This is a genomic window from Spirillospora sp. NPDC048911 (assembly GCF_043198015.1).
Lineage (GTDB): Bacteria > Actinomycetota > Actinomycetes > Streptosporangiales > Streptosporangiaceae > Spirillospora.
On the sequence record NZ_JBICUD010000007.1, the window covers coordinates 257638 to 283683 of the forward strand.

Below are 26046 nucleotides of genomic sequence, written 5' to 3' on the forward strand. Positions count from 1 at the left end.
GGAGGCGACGGTCGTCAGTCGCGGGTGAGCTTGCGGTGCGTGACGCGGTGCGGCCGGGCCGCGTCGGCGCCCAGGCGCTCGATCTTGTTCTTCTCGTAGTCGGCGAAGTTTCCCTCGAACCAGAACCAGTTCGAGCCCTCCTCCCACGCCAGGATGTGCGTGGCGATGCGGTCGAGGAACCACCGGTCGTGCGAGGTGATCACGGCGCAGCCCGGGAACTCGAGGAGCGCGTTCTCCAGGCTCGACAGCGTCTCGGTGTCGAGGTCGTTCGTCGGCTCGTCCAGCAGGAGGACGTTGCCGCCCTGCTTGAGCGTCAGCGCCAGGTTGAGGCGGTTTCGCTCGCCGCCGGAGAGCACGCCGGCCGCCTTCTGCTGGTCCGGGCCCTTGAAGCCGAACGCCGCGACGTAGGCGCGGGACGGCATCTCGACCTGGCCGACCCTGATGTGGTCGAGGCCGTCGGACACGACCTGCCAGACGTTCTTCTTGGGGTCGATGCCGCCGCGGCCCTGGTCGACGTAGGAGATCTGGACCGTGTCGCCCAGCCGCAGCCGCCCGGAGTCGGGCTGCTCGTCCCCGATGATCATCCGGAACAGGGTGGTCTTGCCCACACCGTTCGGGCCGATCACACCGACGATGCCGTTGGGGGGCAGGTTGAACGAGAGCTTCTCCATGAGGAGCCGGTCGCCGAAGCCCTTGGTCAGGTCGTCGGCCTCGATCACCAGGTTGCCCAGGCGCGGGCCCGGCGGAATCTGGATCTCCTCGAAGTCGAGCTTGCGGGTCTTGGCCGCCTCGGAGGCCATCTCCTCGTAGCGCTGCAGACGGGCCTTGCTCTTGGTCTGCCGGGCCTTGGGGTTGGACCGGACCCATTCGAGCTCGTCCTGCAGGCGCTTCTTGCGCTTGGCGTCCTTGTTGCCCTCGACCTTGAGGCGCTCGGCCTTCTTCTCGAGGTACGTCGAGTAGTTGCCCTCGTACGGGAACAGACGGCCGCGGTCGACCTCGCAGATCCAGCCGGCGACGTTGTCGAGGAAGTACCGGTCGTGGGTGACGGCCAGGACGGTGCCCTCGTACTTCTCCAGGTACTGCTCCAGCCACTGCACGCTCTCGGCGTCCAGGTGGTTGGTGGGTTCGTCCAGGAGCAGGAGGTCGGGGTGCTCAAGCAGCAGCTTGCACAGCGCCACGCGCCGCCGCTCACCACCGGACAGGTTGACGACGGGCAGGTCGCCGGCCGGGCAGCGCAGGGCGTCCATCGCCTGCTCAAGCTGGCTTTCGAGATCCCAGGCGTTGCGATGGTCGAGCTGCTCCTGCAGCTTGCCCATCTCCGCCATCAGCTCGTCTGAGTAGTCGGTCGCCATCTTCTCGGCGATCTCGTTGAACCGATCGAGCAGGCCCTTGGTCTCGGCCACGCCCTCCTCGACGTTGCCGAGGACCGTCTTGTCCTCGTTCAACGGAGGTTCCTGCTGCAGGATGCCCACGGTGTAGCCGGGCATGAGGCGGGCTTCACCGTTGGAGGGCTGCTCCAGGCCGGCCATCATCCGCAGCAGCGTCGACTTGCCCATCCCGTTCGGACCCAGGACACCGATCTTGGCCCCGGGCAGGAAGCTCATGGTGACGTCGTCGAGGACGACCTTGTCACCGTGCGCCTTGCGCACACGCTGGAACGTGTAGATGTACTCCGCCATCCTTCCAGCCTAGGGGACCCGGACCACCAGTCGTTGCAGCACCGACCGGCCGCTCCGGTCAGCGTGTAGGTTCGCAGCAGATCAGACGGAGGGAACCGACGAATGGCCACGACCGCGGGGTCCCGCCGGAGCCAGCAGGAACGCACCAGGGCGACCACCGCGGCGCTGGTCGCGGCGGCGCGTGAGCTCTTCGTCCAGGACGGGTTCGCGGGCACCTCGCTGGGCGCGATCTGCGACAAGGCCGGGGTGACGCGCGGCGCCTTCTACCACCACTTCAACAACAAGGAAGAGATCTTCCGCGAGGTGTACGCGGCCGACCAGGAGGACCTGGCCACGGCCGTCCGGCACGCCTTCCGGGCGGAACAGGACCCCTGGGACGGCTTTCTCTCCGGCTGCCGGACCCTGCTCGCAGCGTCCCTGGAGCCCGCCGTGTGCAAGATCTCCCTGGTGGAGGCGCCCGGGGCGCTCGGCTGGACCGTCATGCGCGACATCCAGTCCCACTGCAAGAACCAGATGCACGACGGCCTGGCCATCGCCGTCCGCGCGGGCTGCGTCCCCGCCCGCCCGCTGGAGCCGCTCACGTCCCTCCTGTACGGCGGCATCTGCGAAAGCGCCCTGGACATAGCCCGAGCCGAGGATCAGCCCGCCGCAATGGAGGAAACCCTGGCGCAGCTGACCAACCTCCTAGCAGGCGTCGCAGGCCGCACCACCCCCGGCTGCGCCCACACCTAACCCCACCGCACGCACGCCCAGGCCGCGTCCACATGTAAACCGCACCCCCCCGACCGCACCTACCTGCAAACCACCCCGCGCACGCCGCGACGGGTGAGCCCATTCACGCATCCCCGGCCTCCCCCACCCTGGGCGCACCCGCCGTAAACCGCCCGCACACGGCGGCCGCGTCCTCACGTGCGCGCCCACCACGGCAAACACCTCTAGCGCGCCATATGACAACAGCCGAGCACGCCGCGGTTCCGCGCGTAATGGCCGGCTGGAGTGTGCATCTGCCTCCGCAGGTCCGGCGTGGTCGGCGGCCCTCTGGGCGAGCGTCGCGGACCGTGGTCATCCAGGCGGCATCATCGTTGACATACATACTGAATGTATGTAAGTTCTCGATCATCACAGGCCGGGTCGGAGGGCGGATCATGCGGGCGATACGGCAGTCGAAGTGGGGCGGCACCGAGACCCTGGAGCTGGTCGAGGTCGACCAGCCCGAGCCGGTCTTCGGCGAGGTGCTGGTGCGGGTCGTGGCGGCCGGGATCAACCCGGTGGACCACTACACCCGGATGGGCGTGGCCTACAACAGCGTGCTCGACCTGCCGTTCGTCAACGGATGGGACGTCGCCGGGGTCGTGGAGGAGACCGGGTACGGCACGTTCCGCTTCGAGCCCGGCGACATGGTGTTCGGGATGCCGTGGTTCCCGCGTGCAGCGGGGGCGTACGCCGAGTACGTCACGGCCCCGGCCCGCCACTTCGCCCGCATGCCCGAGGAGCTGAGCTTCGCCGAAGCGGCCGCCCTCCCCCTCGCGGGCCTGACGGCCTGGCAGATGCTCACCGAGGTGGCCGACGTCCGGCCCGGCCAGCGCGTCCTCGTCGCGGCGGCGGCGGGCGGCGTCGGGCATCTGGCCGTCCAGATCGCCAAGGCCCTCGGCGCCCATGTCATCGGCACGGCCAGCGCCGCCAAGCACCCCTTCGTCCGCGGCCTGGGCGCCGACGAGGTGATCGACTACACCACGACCGACGTGGCCGCCGCGGTCTCCGGCGCGGACGTCGTCATCCAGATGTTCGGCGGCGAGCACGGGCTGAGGGCGCTCGAATGCCTGCGGCCGGGCGGTGTGCTGGTCAGCGGCCAGGCGGCCTGGACCCCCGGCATGAAGGAACGGGCCGCCGAGCTCGGCGTGCGCGCCCGCGAATACCTCGTCGACCCCGACGGCGCCGGGATGGAGGCGCTGGCCGATCTCGTCCGCCGGGGACGGCTCAAGGTCCATGTCGAGCGCGAGTTCCCGCTGGCCGAGGCCGCCGCCGCCCACGACCTGATCGCCAAGGGCCGCACCAGCGGAAAGATCGTCCTCAACGTCTGAGCCCGAGGAGGCCAGTCATGCCCGACCCGTCCGACATCGTCCGAACCTACGCCGAGGCCAAGAGCCGCTCGGACATCACGGCGGCCCTCGCGGTCTGCCGGCCCGACGTGGTCTTCGAAACCGTCCCCTTCCAGGCCGTCGCCCACGGCGTCGAGGAGGCCAGGGCCCAGTTCACCGCCTTCGTCCGCGCCTTCCCGGACTATGACGTGGAGCTGGAGTACCTGGTCGAGGCCGGTGACCGGGTGCTCGGAGCCGGCACGATCCACGCGACCATGAAGGACTCGCTGGCAGGCATCGCCCCGACCGGCGAGTCCTACGCCCTCCCGTTCGCCTGCCACTGGACGGTCCGCGAGGGCCTCATCGCGCACGAGCGGTTCTTCTTCGACTTCCACCAGATGTGCGAGCAGCTCGGCCTGTCGACCGACGAGGCCGGCGCCCGGTTCGCCAAGTGGAGAGCCCAAGCACAGCGCACCTGAACCCAGCCCCTCAAGACCAGGCGCGGCGTGGCCCACCCCACGCCGCGCCTCCCCATCCCACGGCACGCCCCCGCAACGCGCTTTCCAGGTCGTCGGTGGGGTGGTCAGGTGTCGGTGGCTTTGGGGCCGTCGATGGCGGGGAGGCAGACGCGGTCGCGGCCGGACTCTTTGGCTCGGTAGAGGGCCAGGTCGGCGGTGGCGAGGAGCTCGATCAGGTCCTCGCCGTGCATGCGGAAGAGGGAGACGCCCACGGAGATGGTGACGCCCACGGTGCCCTCTTCGGCGGGGACGGCCAGGCGGCGGACGCGGCCGCGGAGGCGTTCGGCCACGCGGCACGCCTCGACGGTGTCGGCGCCGGGCAGCAGGACGACGAACTCCTCGCCGCCGAAGCGGCCGATCACGTCGTAGTCGCGGAGCTGGCTGCAGAGCGTGCTGGCCACCCCGATGAGGACCTGGTCGCCGACCAGGTGGCCGTGGGTGTCGTTCACGCGCTTGAAGTGGTCGATGTCGATGAGGAGCAGGGCCAGCGGGTCGTGGGAGCGCTGGGCCCGGGACAGCTCGGTGTCGGCCTCGCGCTGCCAGGCGGCGGCGTTGAGCAGGCCGGTCTTGGCGTCGGTGCGGGCGGCGGCCTGAAGCTGCTGGTGCATCAGGCTGCGCTGCAGGAGGACGACCGGTGGCAGGGTCAGCAGGACGAGGAACGGGGACAGGGCGGTCGCGATGGCCACGAGAACGCCGACGCAGAGCTCGACGACGTCCAGCAGCAGGCTCTCGCGGTTCCAGAGCACCTCCCGCCACCGGCTCTCGGGGTTGGCGGCGTGGGCGGCGACGGCCACGATCGCGGTGTTGACCACCGTGAACAGAGCCGCGCACGCCACCGCGACAGGGATGCCGGGGTAGCCGTCGACCAGCCAGATCGGGTCGCCGGCCAGCGGGTCGGGGACGGCCAGGTGGAAGACGACCGAGGCGGCCGCGCCGGCCAGGCCGTGGGCGGCGGAGACCAGGGCCCGGCGGTAGAGCAGCGTCCGGCGGACCCGGAACTGCAGCAGGATCTGCAACGGGACCGGGAGCAGGAGCGCGTAGACCGGTGGCAGCAGGAGGGCGACCGGCAGCCACCAGGCCGACAGCAGGTCCCGCGCCACACCCGCGGGCATGCCCAGCCGGCGGGACGCTTCGATGCAGACCGCCCCACAGGCCAGCAAGGCGGCAAAAGTCAGTAGATCATTGAGCCGGAGCGGGGTGCGCGCCAGTCCGGCCACGGTCAGCACCAGGTGCAGGGCGACGACCGCCGGCACGTAGACGACCAGCAAGGAAGGCCGCCCGCGAAGGCCCCGGCGCCGGGGTTTGCGGGCCAGGTCCCCATCTCGGTCCTCGGCGGACGACTGCACTGCCGTCATCCTTCCCCCTTACGACTCACGTTGTGTAACACGATAGTTGCAACGTGTGCGGAGAGGGTCGGAAAAAGGTACCTTCGATAGCGCACATGTAGGTGGCCGTCCGGCTCCTACGGCAGGACCAGCGGACACGCTGTCCTCAGCACATCCGGAGGGGGAAGAAAACCATGCGCGGCGTTTCCTGGATATAAGGCGGCCCGCAACCCCCACGGGCGGGGGCGCCGACCCGGCAGGTAGGTCGGCTGCCGACGACGCCCCCGCGACCGATGGGCTCGGATCAGCTCTCGGGGGGGCTGATCCCTGTGCGACATCCTTGATCCGCAGCCGCAGCCTCAGGCGGCCTCGGTACGCAGACCGGAAGCGCCTTGCTCCCCGCGCTCCTCGGCACCACCGTCCCCCTCCGAACTCCCCGACTGAGTCTCATCACCCCCGGTCACGGCACTCTCACTCCCGCTCCAGCTCCCGTTGTCGCGCCCGCTCCCGTTCTCGCTGTCGCTCGCGCCACTGCCTTCTATCGCCTCGGCGCCACTACCGGCTCTTCCAGCCGCTGCGGGGACGGCTGGGTCGGGGGCGGTGAGGGGGCCCGCTACGGCCCAGTGGTCGGCGGCGTTCTGCGCGACCTGGCGGTCTTCTTCGCTGAGTGCGCCGTTTCGTTGCACGGGGCGGAAGTCGGCCGTGCCCCGTGAGAGATCGTGGCCGAGGGTGCCGGCCTCGATCTCGGCGGAGAACCGGTAACCCCCGTCCTTCTCGTACTGCCGGATGCGCAGCCTGCCGGTGACGACGACGGGATATCCGCGCTTGAACTCGGACGCGTTGACGTTGTCGGCGAGCTGGCGCCAGCAGTTGACGGTCAGGAAGAGCGTGTCGACGTCCTTCCAGAGCCCCGCCTGCCGGTCGAAGCGGCGCGGGGTGCAGCCGACCCGTAACGACAGGAACGGGGTGCCGTTGCCTGTGATCGTGTAGAAGGGCTCAGCGGCGATCCAGCCGACGACGGTGACCTGGGCCTCGTTCACATGTCCTCCACTCCGGTGCGTCGTACCGAGCCTCCATCGCTCCGTACGACCACCACGGTGGCCCATGCTCACCGTCCGTGAGAAGCCCCTCACGGAATTGTGGATAACTTGGTGTTTCTCAAGGTCAGCGTCCACTGGCGGGCAGCCGACTTCGTGACGCGCTCTAGCCCCGGACGGCCTTCACATCAGCCGCAGATCACATCAGCCGCGGACTGCCTTCACTTAGCCGCGGACGGCCTTCACGTCGTCGCGGAAGCGGGCGTAGGCCTCCAGCTCGGCGGCCACGGGCGCCAGCACCTTCTCCTCGGCGACCTTGGCGATCCGCTCCCGCATGTGCTGCTCCATGCGTTCGCCGTGCTTGGCCGACTGGAGGGCGACCATGTTGCGGCAGGCGGACGCGGTCAGCGCGCCCATGCCCATCGTGCAGACGACGAGGATCGCGACGTACGGGATGAGGCCCGCCTCGCCGACGAGGTCGGTGGGCGCGTCGGCGATCTCGAACAGGCCGTACACGAGCAGGAGGGCGATCCAGGCGGCACCGAGGATCGATACCAGGACCAGGAAGTATTGCCAGGTCTTGACCAGCCACCACCAGCGCGGCACCTGGTTGAACGTGGGGAGCGCCTCCTTGAGCGCGTCGCCGAGGGCCTCGGGGAGCTCGCCGGCGTGGGAGCGGGCCGCGGCGCGGACCGAGCGGGCCCACGGGTCGGGCAGCTCGGTGGCCACCCCGTCGGTGACGCCGTGGAGGGCGGTGTCGACGTCGCCCTGCTGCGCGCCGATGGGGCCGGTGAACGCGCCGCGCAGCTCGTCGCGGAGCTCGGTGAGGCGCATCCGGCGCAGCGGGTCGGACCGCAGGCGGGTGACCAGGGCGTTGACCGGCCAGCCCACGAAGTCGGCGGCGCGCAGCTCGTACGCGCTCTCCATCGCCTCGGCGACGGCGGGCGCGCCGGCGGCGTCGGTGAGGGCCTGGACGAGCTCGGCGCGGCGGGCCTCGTCGACGCCCTCGGGCGGCTCGTTGACGCCGCGGAACTCGGCGAAGCGCTCGGACATCTTGTCGACGTCGGCGGTCAGCCGTTCGGACCGGGCCCGGCGGGCGGCGACGGTGTCGACCAGCACCTCGCGGAAGCCGGCGACGCCGTCCTCGCTCACGGCGGACGTGGTGACGATGCGCGGGTCGGCCAGGCCCTCGGCCTCCAGCAGGCGGCGGAGGTCGGCCACGCAGTCGTCGACCTCGGCGGGCTGCAGCTTGTCGACCTGGTTGAGGACGATCAGCGTGACCCCGGCATGGCGGGCGAACGGGACGATGTAGTTGCGGTGCAGCGCGGCGTCCGCGTACTTCTGCGGGTCGACCACCCACACGAGCAGGTCGGCGATGGTGACGAAGCGGTCGACCTCGGCGCGGTGCAGCGCCTGGATGGAGTCGTGGTCGGGCAGGTCGAGCAGGACGAGGCCCTGTAGCGAGCTGTCGGCGCGTTCGAGGTCGAGGGCGCTGGCGCGGGCGTAGCGGTGGCGCTTGTCGACGTCCAGCCAGTCCAGGAGCGGGCCCGCGCCGTCGAGGCCCCACACGCAGGCGTGCGCCTTGGACGTCATCGGCCGCCGCACGCCGGTGGGCGACAGCTCCAGCCCGCAGATGGCGTTGAACAGCGACGACTTGCCGCTCCCCGTGCCGCCGGCGAGCGTGATGACGGTGTGCTCGCCGGACAGGCGCAGGCGCTGCCCGGCGCGGTCGAGCAGGACGGAGGCGTCCGCCAGGATCGGCGCGTCGAGCCGGCCGGTGCCGAGCTGGACCAGCCGGTCGAGACCCTCGAGCCGGCCGGTGAGCCCGGGGGCGCCGTCGTACGCGCCGGGAACGTTGATCGGGATGCCCCCGGTCCCCAGCGGGGACTTCGCGGGAATGGCCGTGGTCATCGGGCGACCTCGAGGTTGTACGTGGCCTGGTACAGCTGGACGGGGGTGGTCTCGTCGGGGATGCCGGCGGCGTCGAGGACCTGCCCGTACCGCAGGGCCTCCTCGTCGAACAGCATGCCGATGCGGCTCCGCAGGTCGGCGCGGGCCTTGGCGCCCATGCCGCGCAGCGACTCGGCGCCGAACAGGGCCTTGAGCAGCCGCTGCGGGACGGCGCTGGTGCCGCCCTCGACGGCGACCTCGGACGTGCCGTAGCCGAGCAGCCCGATCATCAGGACGAGCGACAGGGCCTCCTCGTCGAAGGAGACCAGCTTGGCGACCGAACGCTTGGTGACGCCCTCGGTGCGGATCAGTTCCTGGACGTGGTCCTGCCAGGAGCTGACGGCCCGGGTGACGCGGCGCGACAGCTCCGGCGACGCGTGCCCGAGGCCGGTGGCCGGGCGGGCGAGGACCTGGCCGCCCGCCGGATGCGCCCGCCAGCGGACGAGCACCTGCTCGGCCGCGTGCTCGGCGGAGATCGTGATCAGCGATTCGAGGCCGGCGCGCAGGGCGCTCTTGAGGGCCCGCACCCGGGCGGGGCTGCGGCGCCGCCGGCTGGAACGGCGTCCCGGCCGCCCGCGCTGGACATGGAGCGCGCGCAAGAGATCGCCCGTCCCGGCGAAGTCCTGCCAGCGGGCCAGGACCTCGCCGCGCAGCAGCGAGCCGTTGCGGGTGGCCTCGTCCAGCTCGGCGAGCGACGTGCCGTACGCGGCCTCGACCTCCTGGGCCAGCTCGCCGCGCTTCTCGACCTGGACCTCGACCTGCTTGGCCAGCTCGGGCACCCGGATGCGGAGGCTGTCGAGCACGCCGCCGAGGGTGTCGCCGATGACGATCTCGCGGTCCTCGGTGTTCTCCGCGACGCCGACCAGCCAGGAGCGGACGTCCTCGGCCGCCTCCTCGGGCAGCCGACTGTCCTCGATCTTGGTCTCCGGGATCGTGAACCGACGCGCCTCGCCGACGCCGTGCTCGGTGAGCATCTCGGCGAAGTGGTCGACGACCTCCGACCCGGCGCCCTGCGGCACGCGCGAGAGCACGACCCCGATGGTGGCGCCGTACTCCTTGGCCCGCTGGAGCATCTGCCACACCTGGGCGTCGGCGTACCGGGCGGCCGTGGTCACGCACAACCACAGGTCGGCGGCCGCCATCAGCTTGGTCGCGAACTCGAAGTGGTCTTCGAAGACCGAGTCGAAGTCAGGGCTGTCGAGCAGCGCCAGCCCCGGTGGGATCGCCTCGCTCGGGATGATCACCAGCTGGTCGCCCGCGATGGCGTCCGGCGCCGGGCCCGGGACGCGTCCCATGCCGGGCAGCAGCGGCCCCTCCAGGAACCATTCGCTGTGGTCGGGGTGGCACACCAGGATCGGGCTGCTGGTGGTCGGCCGCAGCACGCCGGTGGCGCTGACCCGCGCCCCCACGAGCGTGTTGACCAGGGTCGACTTGCCCGCCCCGGTCGAGCCGCCCAGCACCACGAGCATCGGCGCGCCCGCCGCCTGGATGCGCGGCAGCACGTAGTCGTCGAGCTGCGCCTTGATGTCGAGCCGCGCCGCCCGCGCCTCCTCGACCCCGGGCACGTCCAGGACGAACTCGAACGACCCCAGCTGGTCGCGCAGGCCGGTCAGGGCCCGGGTGAGCTCGCCCTTGTGCACCGGTCCACGCCCGCTCGCCGCGCTCGCCCGGCGCCCCGAGAGCGCCTCCGTCCCAGCAAGATCAACGGCCTCGCGCGGCAACCCGCCGCCCCCCGCCGCAGCAACCCGCGCGCCAGACGTCGGCTCGGCAGACGCACGCTCAGCAGGCGCCCCGCCGGCCGCAGGCTCGGCAGCGGCAGGCTGAACTGTGGCGGACGTCCGCTCGTGGGCGGGCTCGGCCGCGGTGGGCGTCCGGTCGTCAGACGCCAGTTCGGCAGGCACACGGTCGGCAGACGGCCGCTGCTTGGCAGGCGCCCGATCTCCAGATGTCTGCTCGCCAGACGTCGGCTCGGCAGACGCACGCTCAGCAGACGAATCCTGCTCGGCAGGCGCGCGGTCATCAGCGGGCTTAGCTGCGGCAGGCGTCCGTTCGCCAGTCGGCCGCTCGGCGGACGTCTGCTCAGCAGACGTTCGCTCGCCAGACGGCCGGTCGCCAAACGTCGGCTCAGCAGACGCACGCTCAGCAGGCGTGCGGTCAGCGGAAGGCTCGGCCGCGGCAGGCATCCGCTCGCCCATCGTCGGCTCGACGGACGGCGGCTCGACAGACGTGCGGTCATCGGCAGGCTTGGCTGCGGCAGGCGTCGGGTCGCCAGGCGTCTGCTCGGCAGGCGTTGGCTCGCCAGACGGTCGTTTGGCGGACGTCGGTTCGGCAGGCGTGCGGTCAGCCGCGGGCTCCGCCGCGGCGGGCTCGGTTGTGGCGGGGGTCCTGTCGTCGGCAGGCTCCGTCATCGCGGGCGTCCTGTCGTCGGCGGGTTTTCTCGCGGCGGGCGTCCGCGCACCAGACCTCCGCGTTCCAGTTTTCCGGCGGGTGGACGGGCGTTTCGCGGGCGTCCGGTCGCCGGACGCCTGATCGTCGGACGTCCGGTCGCCGGCGGGTGGCCGTTCTTCGGACGCCCGATCACCGGCGGCCGGTTCCTGCTCCGGCTCCCGGGAGGGCTCGGCTGGAGCGCCGGTGCCGCCGGCGGCGTGCTCCGGGCCGGCACCCGCCTCCTCGTCATGGACCGCGCTCTGTTCTGCCGGGGGTGTCACGGATCCCGTCCCATGTCCGCTCGAATCATGTCGATCTCTCGTGCCACATTGACCACGTCGCCCACGACCACGATCGCGGGTGGCCGGACTCCGGCGGCCGCCATCTCGTCGGCCACCGTGCCCAAGGTGGCCGTCAGCGCCCGCTGTCCCGGGAGGGTGCCGTCCTGAACCACGGCCACCGGCGTATCAGACGACCGACCATAGCGCATGAGGGTGGCGGCGATGAGGCTCATCCGTTCCACCGCCATGAGCAGTACCAACGTGCCCTCGGATCGGCCGAGCGCCGCCCAGTCGACGGTGGACGCCGGGGTGTCCGGGGCGATGTGGGCCGACACGACGTGGAAGTCCTGGGCGACGCCGCGGTGGGTCACCGGGATGCCCGCGGCGGCGGGCGCCGCGACCGCGCTGGTGATGCCGGGCACCACGGTCACGGGGATACCGTGCTTGGCGCAGTGGAGCACCTCTTCGGCGCCGCGGCCGAAGACGAACGGGTCGCCGCCCTTGAGCCGCACCACGAACTTGCCCTGCCGCGCGTGTTCGACCAGGTAGTCGTTGATGCGCTCCTGGGTCACCGTACGGCCGTACGGGATCTTGGCGGCGTCGATCACCTCGACGTCGGCGGCGAGCTCGTCGAGCAGCTCGCGCGGGGCGAGCCGGTCGGTCACCACGACGTCGGCCTGGGCGAGCAACTGCCGCCCGCGCACCGTGATCAGCGCCGGGTCGCCGGGGCCGCCGCCCACCAGCGCCACGCCCACGGGCTTGTGCCGGGAGTGCCGCGCCTCCAGGGTCGCGTCGCGCAGCCCGTCGACGACCGCGTCGCGGATGCCCGCCGCGCGCCGCGGGTCGCCGCCCGCCAGCACGCCGACGGTGGTCTCGCCGACCTGCCCGCTCGCGGGGGTCCAGGCGGCGGAGGCGTCGGCGTCGTCGGCGCGCACGCACCAGATCCGGGCGTTCTCCGCCTCGGCCGCGACCGCGGAGTTGACCTTGCCGTCGTCGCTCACGGCCTGGACGAGCCAGGCCCCCGCGCAGTCGCCCCGCTCGTACTGCCGCTGGAGCCACGTCACCCGGCCGTCGTCGATCAGGCCCTCCAGCGAGGGGGTGACCTCGGGCGCGACCAGCACGACCTCGGCACCGGCGGCCAGCAGCGCGGGCACGCGCCGCTGGGCGACCCGGCCCCCGCCGACGACGAGGACGCGCCGCCCGCTGAGTCGCAGGCCTAGCAGGTACGGGGGCAATGCCTTCTCTCGATCAGGACGCGGGTGACTGACATGTGCCTTTGCGGACTAAAGGTACCGGGGTTGCGGAGCCCATGGAGAGTGCTCTCCCCCAGTCGATAGCCGAGCGTGACTCAACCCGTGATCAGGTCGTTACGGAGCCGACCTCCGTTTTACCGCTCACCCCCGCGGAGTCGAAGGTCGCGACCTCGTGCATGACTCGCACCGCACCCTGGACGAGCGGCAACGCCAGGAGCGCCCCCGTTCCCTCCCCCAACCGTAGTTCAAGATCGACCAAGGGCCGGAGACCGAGCCGCTCGATCGCCGCGGTGTGCCCCGGCTCGACCGACCGGTGCCCGGCCACGCAGGCGCCCAGCACGTCAGGGCACATCGAGGCCGCCGCCAGGGCCGCCGCCCCCGCGATCACCCCGTCCAGAACGACCGGCACCCGCAACGCCGCCCCGCCGAGAATGAACCCGGCCAGCGCGGCATGCTCCAGCCCCCCGACCGCCCCCAGCACCTCCAGAGCCGCCGTGTCCGGGGCCGGGAGGTCGTGGCGGGTGAGGGCGGTGCGGACTACGTCGATCTTGTGGGCGTGGGTCGCGTCGTCGATGCCGGTGCCGCGGCCGGTGACCTGCTCGGGCGGCAGGCCGGTGAACGCTGAGATCAGGGCGGCGGAGGCCGTGGTGTTGGCGATCCCCATGTCGCCGGTGAGCAGGCAGCGGGCGCCCGCGGACACCAGGTCGCGGGCGACCTCGATGCCCGTCTCCACGGCCCGGCGGACCTGGTCGGGGGTCATCGCGGGGCCCTGCGTCATGTCGGCGGTGCCGGGGGCGATCTTGCGGGGCAGCAGTCCGGGCGCCGGGTCGAGCGTGGCCGCGACGCCGACGTCCACCACGCTGACCTCGGCGCCGACCTGGCCCGCGAAGGCGTTGACCACCGCGCCGCCGTCGAGGAAGTTGGCGACCATCTGGGCCGTGACCTCCTGGGGCCACGGCGTGACGCCCTGCGCGTGCACGCCGTGGTCGGCGGCGAAGATCGCGACGGCGGCGGGTTCGGGGAGGGGTGGCGGGCTCTGCCCGGCCAGCCCGGCGAGCCGGACCGCCACCTCTTCGAGGACGCCCAGGGAGCCGGGCGGCTTGGTGAGCCGGGCCTGATGATCACGGGCGTCCCGCATCGCGGCCTCGTCCGGCGGCTCGATCGCAGTGATCGTCTGCTCGATCAGATCCACGGGTGCCTCCCCTGGCAGCCTGCGCCGCCCGAACGTCTCGTCGTGGACCGCCCACGCGAGCGGGCGGCGGCGTGCCCAGCCCGACAGCGCGAGCTGCGGCGCGGGCGGGAACTCGGTGACATGGCCCACACACAGGTATGCCACGACTTCGAGGTGGCCCGGTAGGCCCAGCTCGGCGGCCAGCTCGCGTTCGTCGAAGAAACTGACCCAGCCGGCGCCCAGCCCCTCCGCGCGGGCGGCCAGCCACAGGTTCTGCACGGCGCAGGCCACCGAGTAGGCCGCCGTCTCCGGCTGGCTGTGCCGGCCGAGGGGATTGCGGCCGCCGCGCGTCGGGTCGCACGTGACGGCGATGTTGACCGGCGCCTCGCGGATCGCCTCGACCTTGAGATGGTCGAACCGCTCGGCCCGCGGCCGGGTCAGGGTCGCGGCGTACGCGGCGCGCTGCCGGTCGGCGAGCGCGCGGATCCGCTCCCGGCGGGCCGGATCGCGGATGATCAGGAAGTCCCACGGCTGGGTCAGCCCCACCGACGGCGCCCGGTGGGCCGCCTCCAGGATCCGCGTCAGCACCGCGTCGTCCACCGTGTCGGGCAGGAAGCCGTCCCGCAGGTCGCGCCGCTCCGCGATCACCCGGTGCACGGCGGCCCGCTCCGCGTCCGAGAAAGCCCCCGTGCCCCTGACTGAGTCAGCGCCGCCGACGGCCTCAGCCCTCGTGGCGGACTCAGTGCCGCTGGCGGGCTCGGCGCTTGCCGTGGGTTCGGCGCTCTCGCTGAGTTCAGTCCGTGTGGTGGATCTTGTGCTCCTGGCGGGGTCAGATGCCGAGGTCACTGAGGACCTCCAGGAGGGCGTCGTTCGACGGCTGGTCGCGGACGGCTATGCGGAGCCAGTCGGGGCCCAGGCCTGGGAACGTGTCGCCGCGCCTTACGGCGTATCCCCGCTGCCGCAGGAGGGCCCGGATGCCCAGTCCGTCGGGCACGTGGACGCAGAGGAACGAGGCGCGGGCGCCCGGGACCACGTACAGCCCCCGGGAGGCCAGCTCGAACGACAGGCGGGTGCGTTCCTTGCCCAGCTCGACGGCCCACTGCTCCGCCTCGTCCAGCGCGTCGGGCTCGCAACAGGCCTCGATGGCGACGAGGGCGGGCGTGGATACCGCCCAGAGCGGCTGTGCCGCCGCCAGGCGAGCGGTCAGGTTGGCCTCGGCGAGCATGTATCCGGCCCGCAGGCCCGCCAGTCCCCAGGTCTTGGTCAGGCTGCGGATCACGACGAGCCCCGGCCCGGGCACGCCCGCGAGGCTCTCCGGTTCGCCGGGTACGCAGTCCATGAACGCCTCGTCGACTACTACTGTGCGGCCGGGACGGGCCAGCGCGGCGACGGCGGCCTCGGGGTGCAGGACCGAGGTCGGGTTGGTCGGATTGCCGATCATGACGAGGTCGGCGCCGGCCGGCACGGCGTCCGGGTCGAGGGTGAAGTCCTGGTCGAGGACGACCCGGTCGACCTGGTGCCCGGCGGCCCGCAGCGCTGCCTCGGGCTCGGTGAACTGCGGGTGCACCACCACCGCGTGGCGCGGCTCCAGGACGCGGGCCAGCAGCACGAACGCCTCGGCGGCACCGGCCGTGAGGAGCACCTCGTCGACCGCCCGGCCGTGCCTTCGCGCGACCGCGCGCCGTGCCGCGCCCGGGTCGGGATAGGCGGCCAGAGCGGCGATCGATGCTTGCAGGCGGGCGGCCAGCCACTCGGGCGGCGTGTTCGAACGCACGTTCACGGCGAAGTCGACGAGGCCGTCGCCGACCTCGGCGTCACCGTGGTGCAGCAGGGCCGCCTCGTCGATCTGCTGCAGTTCGGTCACAGGACCACCCCTTCGTAGCGCGGCGCGAAGGGGGGTCGGAGCGCCATGAGATCAGTGTGCATGAGCGTGGCCGTGCCCGTGACCCACGGGGTCGTCGGGATGGTGGTGCGGGAACTGCGCGGCCCCTACGCGGTCCTCGAATCCGGGCATCGCGATCCGGTAGACGCAGGTGTCGCAGTTCATCCGGATGTCGCCCGCCAGCGCCTCCTCGTACCGTTCGGCCACCAGCCCGGCCAGCGCGTCGCAGTCGCCGATCACCTCGGCGCAGCGCACGTCCAGGTCGGGATGATCGTCGGCGTACGCCAGGGTCTCTGCCGCCACCCGGTCCGGCAGGACGCCCGGGAACAGGAAGTACGGCAGCACGACGATCCGCCGGGCGCCCAGGCGGCGCAGCCGCTCCAGGCCCTCCGGAACGCTCGGCCTGGCCAGCGAGATGAACGCCGGCTCCACGGCCGTCAGCCCGAGCCCTTGATCGGGCCCGGCCGCCCCGCGTCCCTCCCAGAACAGCCGCGCCACCTTGTGGACCTCGGCGTTCGCGTCCGGATCCGTGGATCCTCGTCCCACCAGCAGGACGGCCGTCTCTCCGCTGGCGGCTGCGGTGAGGCGTTCCTCCAGCAGGCTGAGGAGGGTTGGATGAGGGCCCAGCGGCCTGCCGTAGGTGTACGAAAGGCCTGGGTGCCGGACCAGCTCCCGCGACATCGCGCCCGGAATGTCGCCCTTGCCGTGCCCGGCCGCGACGAGCACCAGCGGCACGGCCGCGACCCGCCTGTGCCCGGCCGCGTAGAGCTCCGCCACCGCCTCGTGCAGCGGCGGGGCCGACAGTTCGATGAAGCCTCCCGCCACCTGGACGGGCATCCGGTCGCGCAGCCGCGCCACGAACCCGTCGAACCCGGCCACGCCCGCCTCGTCGCGGGTGCCGTGCCCGACCACCAGCAATGGCGGCTTCACCGTCGGTCCCCCTCGTAGTAGAGCAGCGCGTTGCAGGCGGCCGCGGCGACCGCCGAACCGCCCTTCTCGGAGTAGTTGCTGAGCTGCGGCAGTCCGCTGGCGCGCAGGGCCTCCTTGGACTCGGCGGCGTCCACGAAGCCGACCGGGAGCCCGATGACCAGCGCCGGCCGAACCTTCTGCGCGATCAGCTCGTACAGCGCCGTCGGAGCGACACCGATCACCCAGACCGCGCCGGGCCCCACCTCCGAGTACGACAGCCGGATCGCCGCCGCGGACCGGGTGATCCCGGCGGCGCGGGCCATCCGGGCGGACGCCGGGTCGCTCACGTGGCAGAGGGTCTCGCGGGCGGTGATCCCGGCCGCGACCATCTCGACGTCGGTGACGATCGGGGCACCCCGCGTCAGCGCCGTCCAGCCCTGCCGCAGCGCCTCCTCGGTGGTGATCAGGTCCACCGCGTACTCCAGGTCGGCACTGGAGTGGATCACCCGTTCGGCGACCGCGCGCCACAGCGGCGGCATCGGCGACAGGTCCACGCGCGACCGCAGGATCTCGTACGACCGCACCTCGATCGGGTGGGGCTGGCGAACGGTCACTTGGTCGTTCATGGACTCTCCTCGATCGCGCATGACGTCTCCTCGAACGCGCTCGATCTTTCCTCGATCGCATCGACAGGGCACACCTCGATGCACTCGCCACAGCCGGTGCACAGCTCGCCGAGGACGAGCAGGGGACTGCCGTGCGGGCGGATCGCGTGCTCCGGGCACGTCAGCAGGCACGCGCCGCACCCCTGGCACCGGTCGGTGATGCGCACTTCCCAGCGTGCGGGCGTCCTGGAGACTATGCCCACCGATACCCCCGTGGGGTGATGAAGCGGCCGGCCACCGTCCGGCTGACGCTCGACCCGACCAGCACGACGGTGAACATGTCCACCTGCCCGGGGTCGACCTCGGCGAGGGTGCTCAGCGTCGTCGTCTCGTCCGGACGCGAGGCGTTGCGCACGAGGCCGACCGGGGTCCCGGGCGGCCGGTGCTCCGCCAGGATGGCCAACGCCTTGGGCAGCTGCCAGTCCCTGGCCTTGCTGCGCGGGTTGTAGAAGCAGACCGTGAAATCACCCGCGGCGGCCGCCCGCACGCGGCGTTCGATGATCTCCCAGGGGGTGTGCAGGTCGGACAGCGAGATGTAGGCGTGATCGTGCCCGAGGGGCGCGCCGAGCAGGTTCGACGCCGCGACCGCCGCCGTGATCCCCGGAACACCGTCAACTTCGATGTCGTCCGCGCTGAACTCCAGCGCCGGGCTGGCCATCGCGTAGACCCCGGCGTCGCCCGATCCGATCAGCGCGACCGCGTTGCCGCGCCGGGCCTCCTCGACGGCCGTGCGGGCGCGTTCCTCCTCCTGGCCGAGCCCGCTCGCCAGGACGCGCGTCCCCGGGCGCAGGAGATCGCGCACTTGATCCACGTACTGGTCGAGTCCGACCACGACCGCCGCCCGCCGCAAAGCCTCCGTCGCCCGCGGGGTGACCAGATCGCGTGCGCCGGGCCCAAGCCCGACGATGCTCAGCCGTCCCTTCGGGGCGAGCCGCGCGACCGCGACCGTCGCGTTCGGCGACTTGCGCTTCTCGGCGACCAGTTCGGCGCTCCGCCCGTACGAGCGTGCGGCGTGCAGCGCGGACGCCTCCGCGACGCTCGGCGTCCCCACCTCCGCCCGGACGACCTCGGACGGGTTGGGCACCTCGACCTCCGCGAGCACCTCCGCCGGAAACGTGATCATCTCCCAGCCGCGCGCACGGGCCGCCGCCAGGACCCCCTCCTCGTCCGCCTTGAGGTCCACGGTCGCCAGGCACCGCACCGACTCGGGGGCGAGCCCCGCCTCGCCGAGCGCCTCGTCGATCAGCCGGGAGACCTCGTCCGCCGGGACGCCCCGCGCCGAGCCCACCCCGACCACCAGGGACGGCGGCCGGTAGACCAGCCGGTTCCCGAACCAGCCGTGGCACATGCACGTGATCTCGGCCGCGTCCGTCACGAGGATCCCGATGGAGGAATCCGCGTCGGGCGCCACGTTCGGCGGCAGCGCCGGCAACGGCCAGCCCTCAGCGCCCTCGATCAGCACCGGCTCTCCGGACAGCACCGCCGCGCCGACGTGCGCGAGCATCTCGCGGTTGTGGACGGTGAAGCCGAGCTCGGCGCCGTACGAGTCGAGCGGCGTGACGTTGCTCTGGTCGCTCGCCGTCGTGACGACGGGCTCGCAGCCGAGCACGCCCGTCAGCCGCCGCGCCAGCAGGTTCGCGCCGTGGTGCCCGCCGAGCACCGCCACCGCGTACTGCATGCTCTCGTCCACGCACACCACGGCGGGGTCGGCGGTCTTGTGCTCCAGCAGCGGGGCCAGCACCCGCACGGTCGCCCCCACCGCGAGGAAGCTCACGATCGCGTCGCAGCTCTCCCACGCCTCGCGCAGCCCGTCGCCCACCTTGCCCTCGGTGAGCAGCCGCACCTCGTCCGGCCACACCTCCGCCAGCGTCGCCGCCGCCGTCCGGCCGCTCGCGGTGGCCGCGACAACCCCGATCACTCCGCACGCTCCACGTTCTCGTCGGGCAGGTCTTCCTCAGGCACGTTCTCTTCGGGCAGCGGGGCGATCTCCGCTCGCCGCCCGCCGCGTTCCGGCCCGGTGGGCGGACGAACGGAGGCGCCGGCGCCCGGCTCGCGGACGCCCCACACCACGTACACCGGGTTGGTCGCCGCGAACCGGTGCACGTCGCCCGGCATCGGCGAGAGCCGGTTCGCCTGGAGGTGGACGGCGTCGGCGACGAGCCCCTCGGCGCGCAGCGCGTCCAGCGTCGGCCGGACCCGCTCCACCGCGATCAGGGCCACCACCACGCAGCGCAGCGCCCGGCCCGCGCACACCTCGACGACCTCGGGGCCGCCGCCGCCCACGAAGACCGCGTCCGGGGCGGGCAGATGGTGCAGCGCGCCGGGCGCCTCGCCGCGCGACACCGCGACCTTGACCCCGTGCGCGCGCACGTTGGCGCGGATACGCTCGCAGGACGCCTCGTCGCGTTCGAGCGCGACGACGGCGGCGCCGAAGCGCGCGCACTCGACGGCGACCGACCCGCTGCCGGCGCCGACGTCCCACACCATGTCGCCGACCCGGGGGCCCAGCTTCGCCAGCGCGAACGCGCGCACCTCCGGCTTGGTGATGAGCGAGTCGCGGTGCTCGAACGCCTCCTCGGGCAGCCCCCAGCCCGCCGGTCCCGCCGGGCCGCCCGCGATCCAGCCCCGCTCGGCGTCGGCTCGCCTGGAGTCGAGCACGAGCACCACGTTCGGGTCGCGCCAGGGCCGGGTCGTGGCCTCGGCAGGCCGGACGTGGACGACGCGCTCGTCCGGGCCGCCCAGGTCCTCGCACACCACGAACGAACGGGGCGTCTGCGGGAAGAGCTCGCGTGCCAGCTCCGCCGGACCCGCTCCCGGCGCGGTCAGGACGGCGACCTTCGGATGCGCGCGGCAGGCGTTGACCGCGCGCCGCAGCCCGCGTCCGTGCGCGGAGACCACCAGCGCGTCGTCCCAGGGCAGTCCCGCCCGCGCGAACGCCTGCGCCACGGACGACACCGCCGGGATCACGTCCGGCCGGTGGCCGCGTTCGCGCAGCGCCCGCACGATGCCGAAGAACCCCGGATCGCCGCTGGCGACGACCACGATCTCCAGGCCCTCGCGCGCCGCCGCGTCGATCTCGTCCAGCGCGGCGGCGAGCTTGCCCATGACGACCGTGCGGGCGCCGTGCGGCACCTCGACGGCGGCCAGGTGCCGGGCCCCGCCGACGACGAGCGCCGCGTTGGCCAGCCGTTCCTGGGCGAGGCCGGTCAGGGCCCGGCCGTCGAAGCCGACCACGGTCGGGGAGGCCACGGGAGTCGAGGGGGGTGCGGAGGTCATCGTGCCAGCCGTCCCGCCATGGCGATCATGCGCTCGCCGGTGAAGTCCACCAGCACGACCTGGGCGGCGATCGGCGGGGCGCCGGAGCCCGCCCCGATGATCGCACCCTGCTCACCCTGCCCTGCCTGCTCGCCGTGCTCGACCTGCTCGGCGGCGAACCGTTCGAGGACGAGACCGACACGGCGGCAGAGCTCGCGGCCGCACGGCCCGAGGACGCCCGCCGCCTCCCACAGCTCGTACGCGTGGCGGGCGGTGTTGGCCCCGGCCACCTCGGCCGCGAGCTCGGCGGAGCCCCCCATGTCGGTGGTGATCTCGCCGAGCAGCCCGGTGTTCACCTTGGACCGCGTGTAGTGCGTCATCAGCACGCCAGCGGCCAGCTTGGTCAGCTTGCCCGCCATCCCGACGAAGATCACCTGCTTGAGGCCGTGCTCGACCGCGCGGCGCAGGGCGGCGCCGGTGAAGTCGCCGACCTCGACGAAGCACACGTCGGGGAGCTTGGGCAGCATCTTCATGGCGCCCTTCTCGGTGCGGCCGCCGGTGCAGAGCACGAGCGTCGTCTCGCCCTGCGCCGCCATCACCGAGACCGCCTGCTCCACGCTGGCCCGCCAGGACGCGGTGGAGAACGGCCGCACGATCCCGGTCGTCCCGAGGATCGAGATGCCGCCCAGGATGCCCAGCCGCTTGTTGGTGGTCTTGCGCGCCATGACCTCGCCGTCGGGCACCGAGATGACGACCCGCACGCCTCGTCCCGTCGCCGGATCGGTGACCTCGGCCGCCTCCGGCGCATCGTCGAGCGGCCCGTCGAAGACGGCCTCGGCGACCGCCTGCGTGATCATCCTGCGCGGGACGGGGTTGATGGCCGGGCCGCCGAGCTCCAGGCCGAGCCCCGGCTTGGTGACGACGCCGACGCCCTCGCCGCCCTCCAGTTCCAGCCCCGGCTCGTCCCGCCACGACACGTCGGCCGTGACGTGCGCGCCGTGCGTGACGTCGGGGTCGTCGCCCGCGTCCTTGACGACCACCGCCCGCGCCCGGTCGTGCGCGGGGTCCACGACGGTCTCCTCGACCTTGAACGTCACGCGGTTGCCCGACGGCAGCGCGATCTCCACGTACCCCGGCAGGTCCTCGCCGCGCAGCAGCAGCGTGGCGGCCTTGGCCGCCGCCGACGCGCAGGAGCCGGTGGTCCAGCCGGTACGCAGGGCCTTCTGCCGCACCTTCATCGTGCGCGGCAGATCGGGCTCCCGCAGTTCCGGATCGTCAGTCATCTTCGGTGCTCGCTTCGTCGTCGCGTCGTCAAGAGGAGCGACGAGCCTCGCGGAGGCGGCGCCGCGCCGCGGGCTCGGCACGCCGGAAACCGTGGAAGTGACCCGGATGATAGAGATGCGACCGCGTGCCGCCCGCGGCCAGAGCGGGTCCCACGAGGACGAGCGTGTGCTTCCACAGTTTGTGGGTCTTCACGGTCTCCTCGAGCTCGCCGAGGACGCAGCGCACGATCAGCTCGTCCGGCCAGGTGCACTGGTACGCGACGACGCACGGGGTGTCTTCGGGATAGCCGCCTTCGAGGAGCTCCTCCTGGAGCTGCCCGGACCGTGCCGCCGACAGGAAAAGCGCCATCGTCGTGCCATGCCTGGCGAACTCCCGGACCTCCTCACCCGCGGGCATGGGCGTCTTGCCGCCGCCAAGCCGGGTGAGGATGACCGACTGCGCCACCTCGGGAATCGTCAGTTCGCGTTCGACCGCTGCCGCGACCGCGCTGAAGCTGGAGACGCCGGGGATGACCTCGACGTCCAGCCCCATGTCTCTGCACCGGTCGAGCTGCTCCTGCAACGCACCCCACAACGCCGGGTCGCCCGAGTGAATCCGGGCGATGGTCAAGCCCTCGGCGAGCGCTCGCTCGAAGTACGGGAGCACGCCCTCCATCGGAAGCTGCGCCGAGTCGACGATCTCCGCGTCGGCGCGGGCGTGCTGGAGCACGTCGGGATGGACGAGGCTGGCCGCCCAGATCACCACGTCGGCGCCGGCGATCGCCTTCGCCGCCCGGAACGTCAGCAGGTCGGCGGCCCCCGGCCCGGCACCGACGAAGATCGCACGACCGGTCACGGTATCGGTCACAGCTTGCCTCCCCGCGCCGTCCGGCGGCCGGGCACGATCAGCGTCGACAGGTAGGGCACGGCACCGGTGATCTCCCGGGCGGGCCGGACGTCCTCGCCCGCCAGGCCGAGCCGCGCCCCGTAGACCGCCTCCTCCAGCCGTCCCGTGTCCTTGAGCACCGCGACGACCTCCTCCGCCACCGAGCCGAACTTGTACGCGACGACCGTGTCGCCGGTCTCCAGCGCCGTCCGGAGGCCCGCCACCCCGCGCGTCACCGGCACCAGCGCGAGCGACTCGGCGCCTTCGGCGAGGACGGTGCCGGAACGCGCCGCCAGATCTTGCATGGCCGTGATCCCCGGCACCGTCTCCACGACCGCGTCTGGGCGGCGCTCGCGGACGGTCTGCGCGAGGTAGGTGAACGTCGAGTAGACGTTGGGATCGCCGATCGTGGCGAAGGCGACCATGCGCGCGCCTTCGTCGAACGCCCGCACGACCCGTTCGGCAGCACTGTCCCAGGCGGCGGCCCGCTTCTCGGTCACGCCGCCCCGGTCGTTCAGCGCGAAGACGACGCGTTCGGCCTTGCCCGTGTACGCGCGGACGACCGACTCGGCGCGGCCCTCCTCGTCCAGCGCCATCACAGGCACCAGCACCACGTCGGCCTCACGCAGGATCCGCACGGCCTTGGCGGTGATCAGCTCGGGATCGCCCGGCCCGACCCCGATCCCGACCAGCCGCGGCGGCCCCGTTTCAGCACGGTCGAGATCGGCGGCGAGCAGGCTGAAAACGAACTGGTCGAGGTTGACGCCTCCGTCACGCTCGCCTCCTCGCGCGACGCCCTCGCGGACAAAACCACCCTTCTCCGCGACGCGCACCGAGGCGTGGTTGGACGTGATGGCGCGGAGCTCGACGCGATGCAGGCCGCAGTCGCGCAACGCCCACGCCGAGATCAGCTTCAGCGCCTCGGTCGCGTAGCCGCGGCCGCGCGCCCCCGGACGCATGCCGTAGCCGACCTCGCAGGTGAGCTGCGTCCAGTCGACCCGGAAGAGCCCGATGGTGCCGGCGAACTCGCCGCTCTCCCGGTCGAGCACCGCGAGGTGGATCGCCAGGCCGTACCGGTGCGGCTGGTGGACGCCGGTGTTGAGCCACCAGGCCAGCCGCTCGGCGTCGAGCTCGCGCGGGAAGTTGTCCGGCAGGAAGTCCTCACCGGCGCGGAGGATCTCGATGAGCGCGGCGCCGTCCTCGATCGAGAACGGCCGCAGCTCGACCCGCTCGCCGCGCAGCAGCACGGGGCCCCGGAAGGTGCTCTCGCTCATCGGCAGGCCTCCACGAATCGCTGCGCGAGGCCGGGCGATCCGGCCCAGTGCAGATGCAGGTACGAGGCGACGCACTTGCCCTGGACGAAGCCCGCCGGGCCGTCGGTGGACCACTGCCAGGCGGCGGTCGTGCCGTGCGCCGGATCCGTGACCGTCCGGTGGAACTCGTGCCCGTGCACACGTTCGCCCGCACGGGCCACGACAGAGTCGGACACCGCCACGGCGGCCCGGTAGCCGAGCGTCAGCCGTTCGGCCATGGTCGCGGTCACGTCGGCCAGCACCCCGCACATCGGCTCGCCGTCGAGCTCGCGCGCCAGGTAGAGCAGGCCCGCGCACTCGGCGTAGACAGGCCCGCCGAACGCGGCGACCTCCTTGCGGAGCGGCTCATTGGCCGACAACCGCGCCGCGTGCACCTCGGGGAAGCCGCCGCCGATCACGATGCCCCGCGTCCCCTCAGGCAGGCGCTCGTCGCGCAACGGATCGAAGCGGACGACCTCGGCGCCGGCCGCCGCGAGCAGTTCCTCGTTCTCCGTATACCCGAACGTGAACGCCGACCCACCCGCCACCGCAACCCGCACCGCCGGAGCTCGGGCCGTCACAGCCACGTTGGGCGTCACCGCCCCGCCAGGCGCCACCGCCGGGCGAGCCGACACCGCCGCCCCAGGCGATACCGCGACATCAGGCGACATCCCCACTCCGGGCGACACCGCGACGCCGGGCGACACCGCCCCGCCGTGCCTCACCGCCCCGCCGTGCGACGCCGCCACGTCAGGTGGCACCGCCACGTCAGGTGGCACCGCCGCGTCAGGTGACACCGCGCCTGGTGACACCGCCGGGGCGGGTGTTACCGACATGTTGGGTGTCAGCGCCAGGGCGGGGGTCCAGGGGGCGGCGGATAGGGGTGGGGCGGTGCGGGCTAGGGCTAGGGTCGCCTCCAGGTCGCAGGAACCGGCGATGAGCGCGCCGAGGCGGTCGACCGTGGCCACGGCCTCGGCGCTGCGCTCGGCCACCGGGACGAGCCCGAGATGCCGGGAGGGCTTCGCGATGTCGTCATGGCGGCGGAGCGCGCCCAGGACGGGGATACCCAGCTCCTCCACGGCGTCGCGGCACAGGCGTTCGTGGCCGTCCGACCCGATCCGGTTGAGGATCACTCCGCCCAGCCGCACGCCCTCGCCGTACGAGCGGAAACCGTGCACGGTGGCCGCCACCGAACGTCCGGCCGCCGCCGCGTCCACGACGAGGATCACCGGCGCGTCGAGCAGCGTCGCGACATGGGCGGTCGAGGCGAAGTCACCGGCACCGGAGGCCCCGTCGTACAGGCCCATGACGCCCTCGATCACGGCGACGTCGGAGGCTGCGGCGCCGTGCAGGAAGAGCGGCGCGATCAGGTCCTCGGACGTCAGCCACGGGTCGAGGTTGCGGCCCGGACGGCCCGTGGCCAGCGCGTGATAGCCGGGGTCGATGTAGTCGGGCCCGACCTTGTGCGGCGAGACCGCCAGGCCGCGCGCCGCGAAGGCCGCCATGAGGCCGGTGGCCACGGTCGTCTTGCCGCTCCCGGAGGCGGGCGCGGCGACGACGAGGCGGGGAACGGTCACCACTCGATGCCCTTCTGGCCCTTCTGGCCCCGGTCCATGGGGTGCTTCACCTTGCCCATCTCCGTCACGAGATCGGCGAACTCCAGCAGGCGCGGGTCGGCGTCCCTGCCCGTGATGACGACGTGCTGCGCGCCAGGACGGCCGCGCAGCGTGGCGATGACGTCCTCGACGTCGATCCAGCCCCACTTCATCGGGTACGTGAACTCGTCCAGCACGTAGAAACGGTACGTCTCGGCCGCGAGGTCGCGCTTGATCTGTTCCCAGCCCTCGCGGGCGTCGGCCTCGTGGTCCTCCTCCGAGCCCGGCCGCTGGATCCACGACCAGCCCTCGCCCATCTTGTTCCAGGTCACCGGGCCGCCTTCGCCCGTCTCGCCCAGGACGCGCAGCGCCTTTTCCTCACCGATGCGCCACTTGGCGGACTTGACGAACTGGAAGACCGCGATGGGCCAGCCCTGGTTCCAGGCTCGCAGCGCCAGCCCGAACGCGGCGGTGGACTTGCCCTTGCCGGGGCCGGTGTGCACGACCACCAGCGGCCTGTTGCGGCGCTCGCGGGTCGTCAGCCCGTCCTCCGGCACGTACTCCGGCTTGCCCTGAGGCAT

General features: G+C 72.5%; 21 protein-coding genes. 3 read left to right on the plus strand and 18 right to left on the minus strand.

Features of this window, described 5'->3' with window-relative positions:
* Positions 1-14: 14 nt before the first annotated feature.
* On the minus strand, positions 15-1679 hold the full coding sequence (gene ettA, locus ACGFNU_RS30770) for an energy-dependent translational throttle protein EttA (RefSeq protein WP_392599239.1): 1665 nt from the start codon (positions 1677-1679) through the stop codon (positions 15-17).
* Positions 1680-1781: 102 nt separating this feature from the next.
* Between ettA and ACGFNU_RS30775 the strand changes: the two genes are divergently transcribed.
* The 3 genes from ACGFNU_RS30775 to ACGFNU_RS30785 all read left to right on the plus strand — a co-directional run bounded on the left by ACGFNU_RS30775 (position 1782) and on the right by ACGFNU_RS30785 (position 4236).
* A complete protein-coding gene (locus ACGFNU_RS30775) occupies positions 1782-2411 on the plus strand; it encodes a TetR/AcrR family transcriptional regulator (protein WP_392599241.1) in 630 nt (209 codons plus the stop codon).
* A gap of 413 nt (positions 2412-2824) precedes the next feature.
* A complete protein-coding gene (locus ACGFNU_RS30780; RefSeq protein ID WP_392599243.1) occupies positions 2825-3760 on the plus strand; it encodes an NADP-dependent oxidoreductase in 936 nt (311 codons plus the stop codon).
* Between the two features lie 17 nt (positions 3761-3777).
* On the plus strand, positions 3778-4236 hold the full coding sequence (locus ACGFNU_RS30785) for an ester cyclase (protein ID WP_392599245.1): 459 nt from the start codon (positions 3778-3780) through the stop codon (positions 4234-4236).
* A gap of 104 nt (positions 4237-4340) precedes the next feature.
* Here the strand turns inward: ACGFNU_RS30785 and ACGFNU_RS30790 are convergent, their stop codons facing one another.
* The 17 genes from ACGFNU_RS30790 to cobO form a co-directional block, all read right to left on the minus strand.
* Positions 4341-5630, minus strand: a complete 1290-nt coding sequence (locus ACGFNU_RS30790) for a GGDEF domain-containing protein (RefSeq protein WP_392599246.1) — start codon at positions 5628-5630, stop codon at positions 4341-4343.
* 329 nt (positions 5631-5959) lie between these two features.
* Positions 5960-6640 (minus strand): single-stranded DNA-binding protein, encoded by a 681-nt coding sequence (locus tag ACGFNU_RS30795; RefSeq protein WP_392599248.1) that lies wholly within the window; start codon positions 6638-6640, stop codon positions 5960-5962.
* Positions 6641-6862: 222 nt separating this feature from the next.
* The gene (locus tag ACGFNU_RS30800; protein WP_392599249.1) at positions 6863-8548 is read right to left on the minus strand and encodes a GTPase family protein; all 1686 of its coding nucleotides are present in this window, start codon (positions 8546-8548) and stop codon (positions 6863-6865) included.
* Positions 8545-10227 carry an AAA family ATPase gene (locus tag ACGFNU_RS30805; RefSeq protein WP_392599251.1) on the minus strand — a complete coding sequence of 561 codons (1683 nt, stop codon included), beginning with the start codon at positions 10225-10227 and terminating at the stop codon, positions 8545-8547. Before ACGFNU_RS30805 ends, ACGFNU_RS30800 begins: the two co-directional genes overlap by 4 nt.
* 1064 nt (positions 10228-11291) lie before the next feature.
* Positions 11292-12530: a uroporphyrinogen-III C-methyltransferase gene (gene cobA, locus ACGFNU_RS30810; RefSeq protein WP_392599253.1), complete on the minus strand. Its 1239-nt coding sequence runs from the start codon at positions 12528-12530 to the stop codon at positions 11292-11294.
* 124 nt (positions 12531-12654) lie between these two features.
* Positions 12655-14376 carry a nicotinate-nucleotide--dimethylbenzimidazole phosphoribosyltransferase gene (cobT, locus tag ACGFNU_RS30815; protein ID WP_392599255.1) on the minus strand — a complete coding sequence of 574 codons (1722 nt, stop codon included), beginning with the start codon at positions 14374-14376 and terminating at the stop codon, positions 12655-12657.
* 172 nt (positions 14377-14548) lie between these two features.
* Positions 14549-15583: an Rv2231c family pyridoxal phosphate-dependent protein CobC gene (gene cobC / locus ACGFNU_RS30820; protein WP_392599257.1), complete on the minus strand. Its 1035-nt coding sequence runs from the start codon at positions 15581-15583 to the stop codon at positions 14549-14551.
* A 51-nt stretch (positions 15584-15634) separates the two neighbouring features.
* Positions 15635-16531, minus strand: a complete 897-nt coding sequence (locus ACGFNU_RS30825; protein ID WP_392599259.1) for a sirohydrochlorin chelatase — start codon at positions 16529-16531, stop codon at positions 15635-15637.
* Positions 16528-17136: a precorrin-8X methylmutase gene (locus ACGFNU_RS30830; protein WP_392599260.1), complete on the minus strand. Its 609-nt coding sequence runs from the start codon at positions 17134-17136 to the stop codon at positions 16528-16530. Before ACGFNU_RS30830 ends, ACGFNU_RS30825 begins: the two co-directional genes overlap by 4 nt.
* A complete protein-coding gene (locus tag ACGFNU_RS30835) occupies positions 17133-17378 on the minus strand; it encodes a DUF362 domain-containing protein (RefSeq protein WP_392599261.1) in 246 nt (81 codons plus the stop codon). Before ACGFNU_RS30835 ends, ACGFNU_RS30830 begins: the two co-directional genes overlap by 4 nt.
* Entirely contained in the window at positions 17369-19093 is a 1725-nt protein-coding gene (gene cobJ / locus ACGFNU_RS30840; protein ID WP_392599263.1) for a precorrin-3B C(17)-methyltransferase, read from the minus strand. Before cobJ ends, ACGFNU_RS30835 begins: the two co-directional genes overlap by 10 nt.
* Positions 19090-20451: a precorrin-6y C5,15-methyltransferase (decarboxylating) subunit CbiE gene (cbiE, locus tag ACGFNU_RS30845; protein WP_392599265.1), complete on the minus strand. Its 1362-nt coding sequence runs from the start codon at positions 20449-20451 to the stop codon at positions 19090-19092. The genes cobJ and cbiE overlap by 4 nt, the downstream gene beginning before the upstream one ends.
* Positions 20448-21713, minus strand: a complete 1266-nt coding sequence (locus ACGFNU_RS30850; RefSeq protein ID WP_392599268.1) for a cobalt-precorrin-5B (C(1))-methyltransferase — start codon at positions 21711-21713, stop codon at positions 20448-20450. Before ACGFNU_RS30850 ends, cbiE begins: the two co-directional genes overlap by 4 nt.
* A gap of 28 nt (positions 21714-21741) precedes the next feature.
* Entirely contained in the window at positions 21742-22560 is an 819-nt protein-coding gene (cobM, locus tag ACGFNU_RS30855; protein WP_392599270.1) for a precorrin-4 C(11)-methyltransferase, read from the minus strand.
* Positions 22557-23852: a precorrin-2 C(20)-methyltransferase gene (gene cobI, locus ACGFNU_RS30860; RefSeq protein WP_392599271.1), complete on the minus strand. Its 1296-nt coding sequence runs from the start codon at positions 23850-23852 to the stop codon at positions 22557-22559. Before cobI ends, cobM begins: the two co-directional genes overlap by 4 nt.
* On the minus strand, positions 23849-25447 hold the full coding sequence (locus ACGFNU_RS30865) for a cobyrinate a,c-diamide synthase (RefSeq protein WP_392599273.1): 1599 nt from the start codon (positions 25445-25447) through the stop codon (positions 23849-23851). The genes cobI and ACGFNU_RS30865 overlap by 4 nt, the downstream gene beginning before the upstream one ends.
* Positions 25444-26046: a cob(I)yrinic acid a,c-diamide adenosyltransferase gene (gene cobO / locus ACGFNU_RS30870; protein WP_392599275.1), complete on the minus strand. Its 603-nt coding sequence runs from the start codon at positions 26044-26046 to the stop codon at positions 25444-25446. The genes ACGFNU_RS30865 and cobO overlap by 4 nt, the downstream gene beginning before the upstream one ends.

Excerpts from the sequence above, each read along its gene's own strand:
- ettA (WP_392599239.1), bottom strand. The coding sequence starts at position 1,679 with ATGGCGGAGTACATCTACACGTTCCAGCGTGTGCGCAAGGCGCACGGT.
- ACGFNU_RS30775 (WP_392599241.1), top strand. The coding sequence starts at position 1,782 with ATGGCCACGACCGCGGGGTCCCGCCGGAGCCAGCAGGAACGCACCAGG.
- ACGFNU_RS30780 (WP_392599243.1), top strand. The coding sequence starts at position 2,825 with ATGCGGGCGATACGGCAGTCGAAGTGGGGCGGCACCGAGACCCTGGAG.
- ACGFNU_RS30785 (WP_392599245.1), top strand. The coding sequence starts at position 3,778 with ATGCCCGACCCGTCCGACATCGTCCGAACCTACGCCGAGGCCAAGAGC.
- ACGFNU_RS30790 (WP_392599246.1), bottom strand. The coding sequence starts at position 5,630 with ATGACGGCAGTGCAGTCGTCCGCCGAGGACCGAGATGGGGACCTGGCC.
- ACGFNU_RS30800 (WP_392599249.1), bottom strand. The coding sequence starts at position 8,548 with ATGACCACGGCCATTCCCGCGAAGTCCCCGCTGGGGACCGGGGGCATC.
- ACGFNU_RS30830 (WP_392599260.1), bottom strand. The coding sequence starts at position 17,136 with ATGAACGACCAAGTGACCGTTCGCCAGCCCCACCCGATCGAGGTGCGG.
- cbiE (WP_392599265.1), bottom strand. The coding sequence starts at position 20,451 with ATGACCTCCGCACCCCCCTCGACTCCCGTGGCCTCCCCGACCGTGGTC.
- ACGFNU_RS30850 (WP_392599268.1), bottom strand. The coding sequence starts at position 21,713 with ATGACTGACGATCCGGAACTGCGGGAGCCCGATCTGCCGCGCACGATG.
- cobI (WP_392599271.1), bottom strand. The coding sequence starts at position 23,852 with ATGAGCGAGAGCACCTTCCGGGGCCCCGTGCTGCTGCGCGGCGAGCGG.
- cobO (WP_392599275.1), bottom strand. The coding sequence starts at position 26,046 with ATGCCTCAGGGCAAGCCGGAGTACGTGCCGGAGGACGGGCTGACGACC.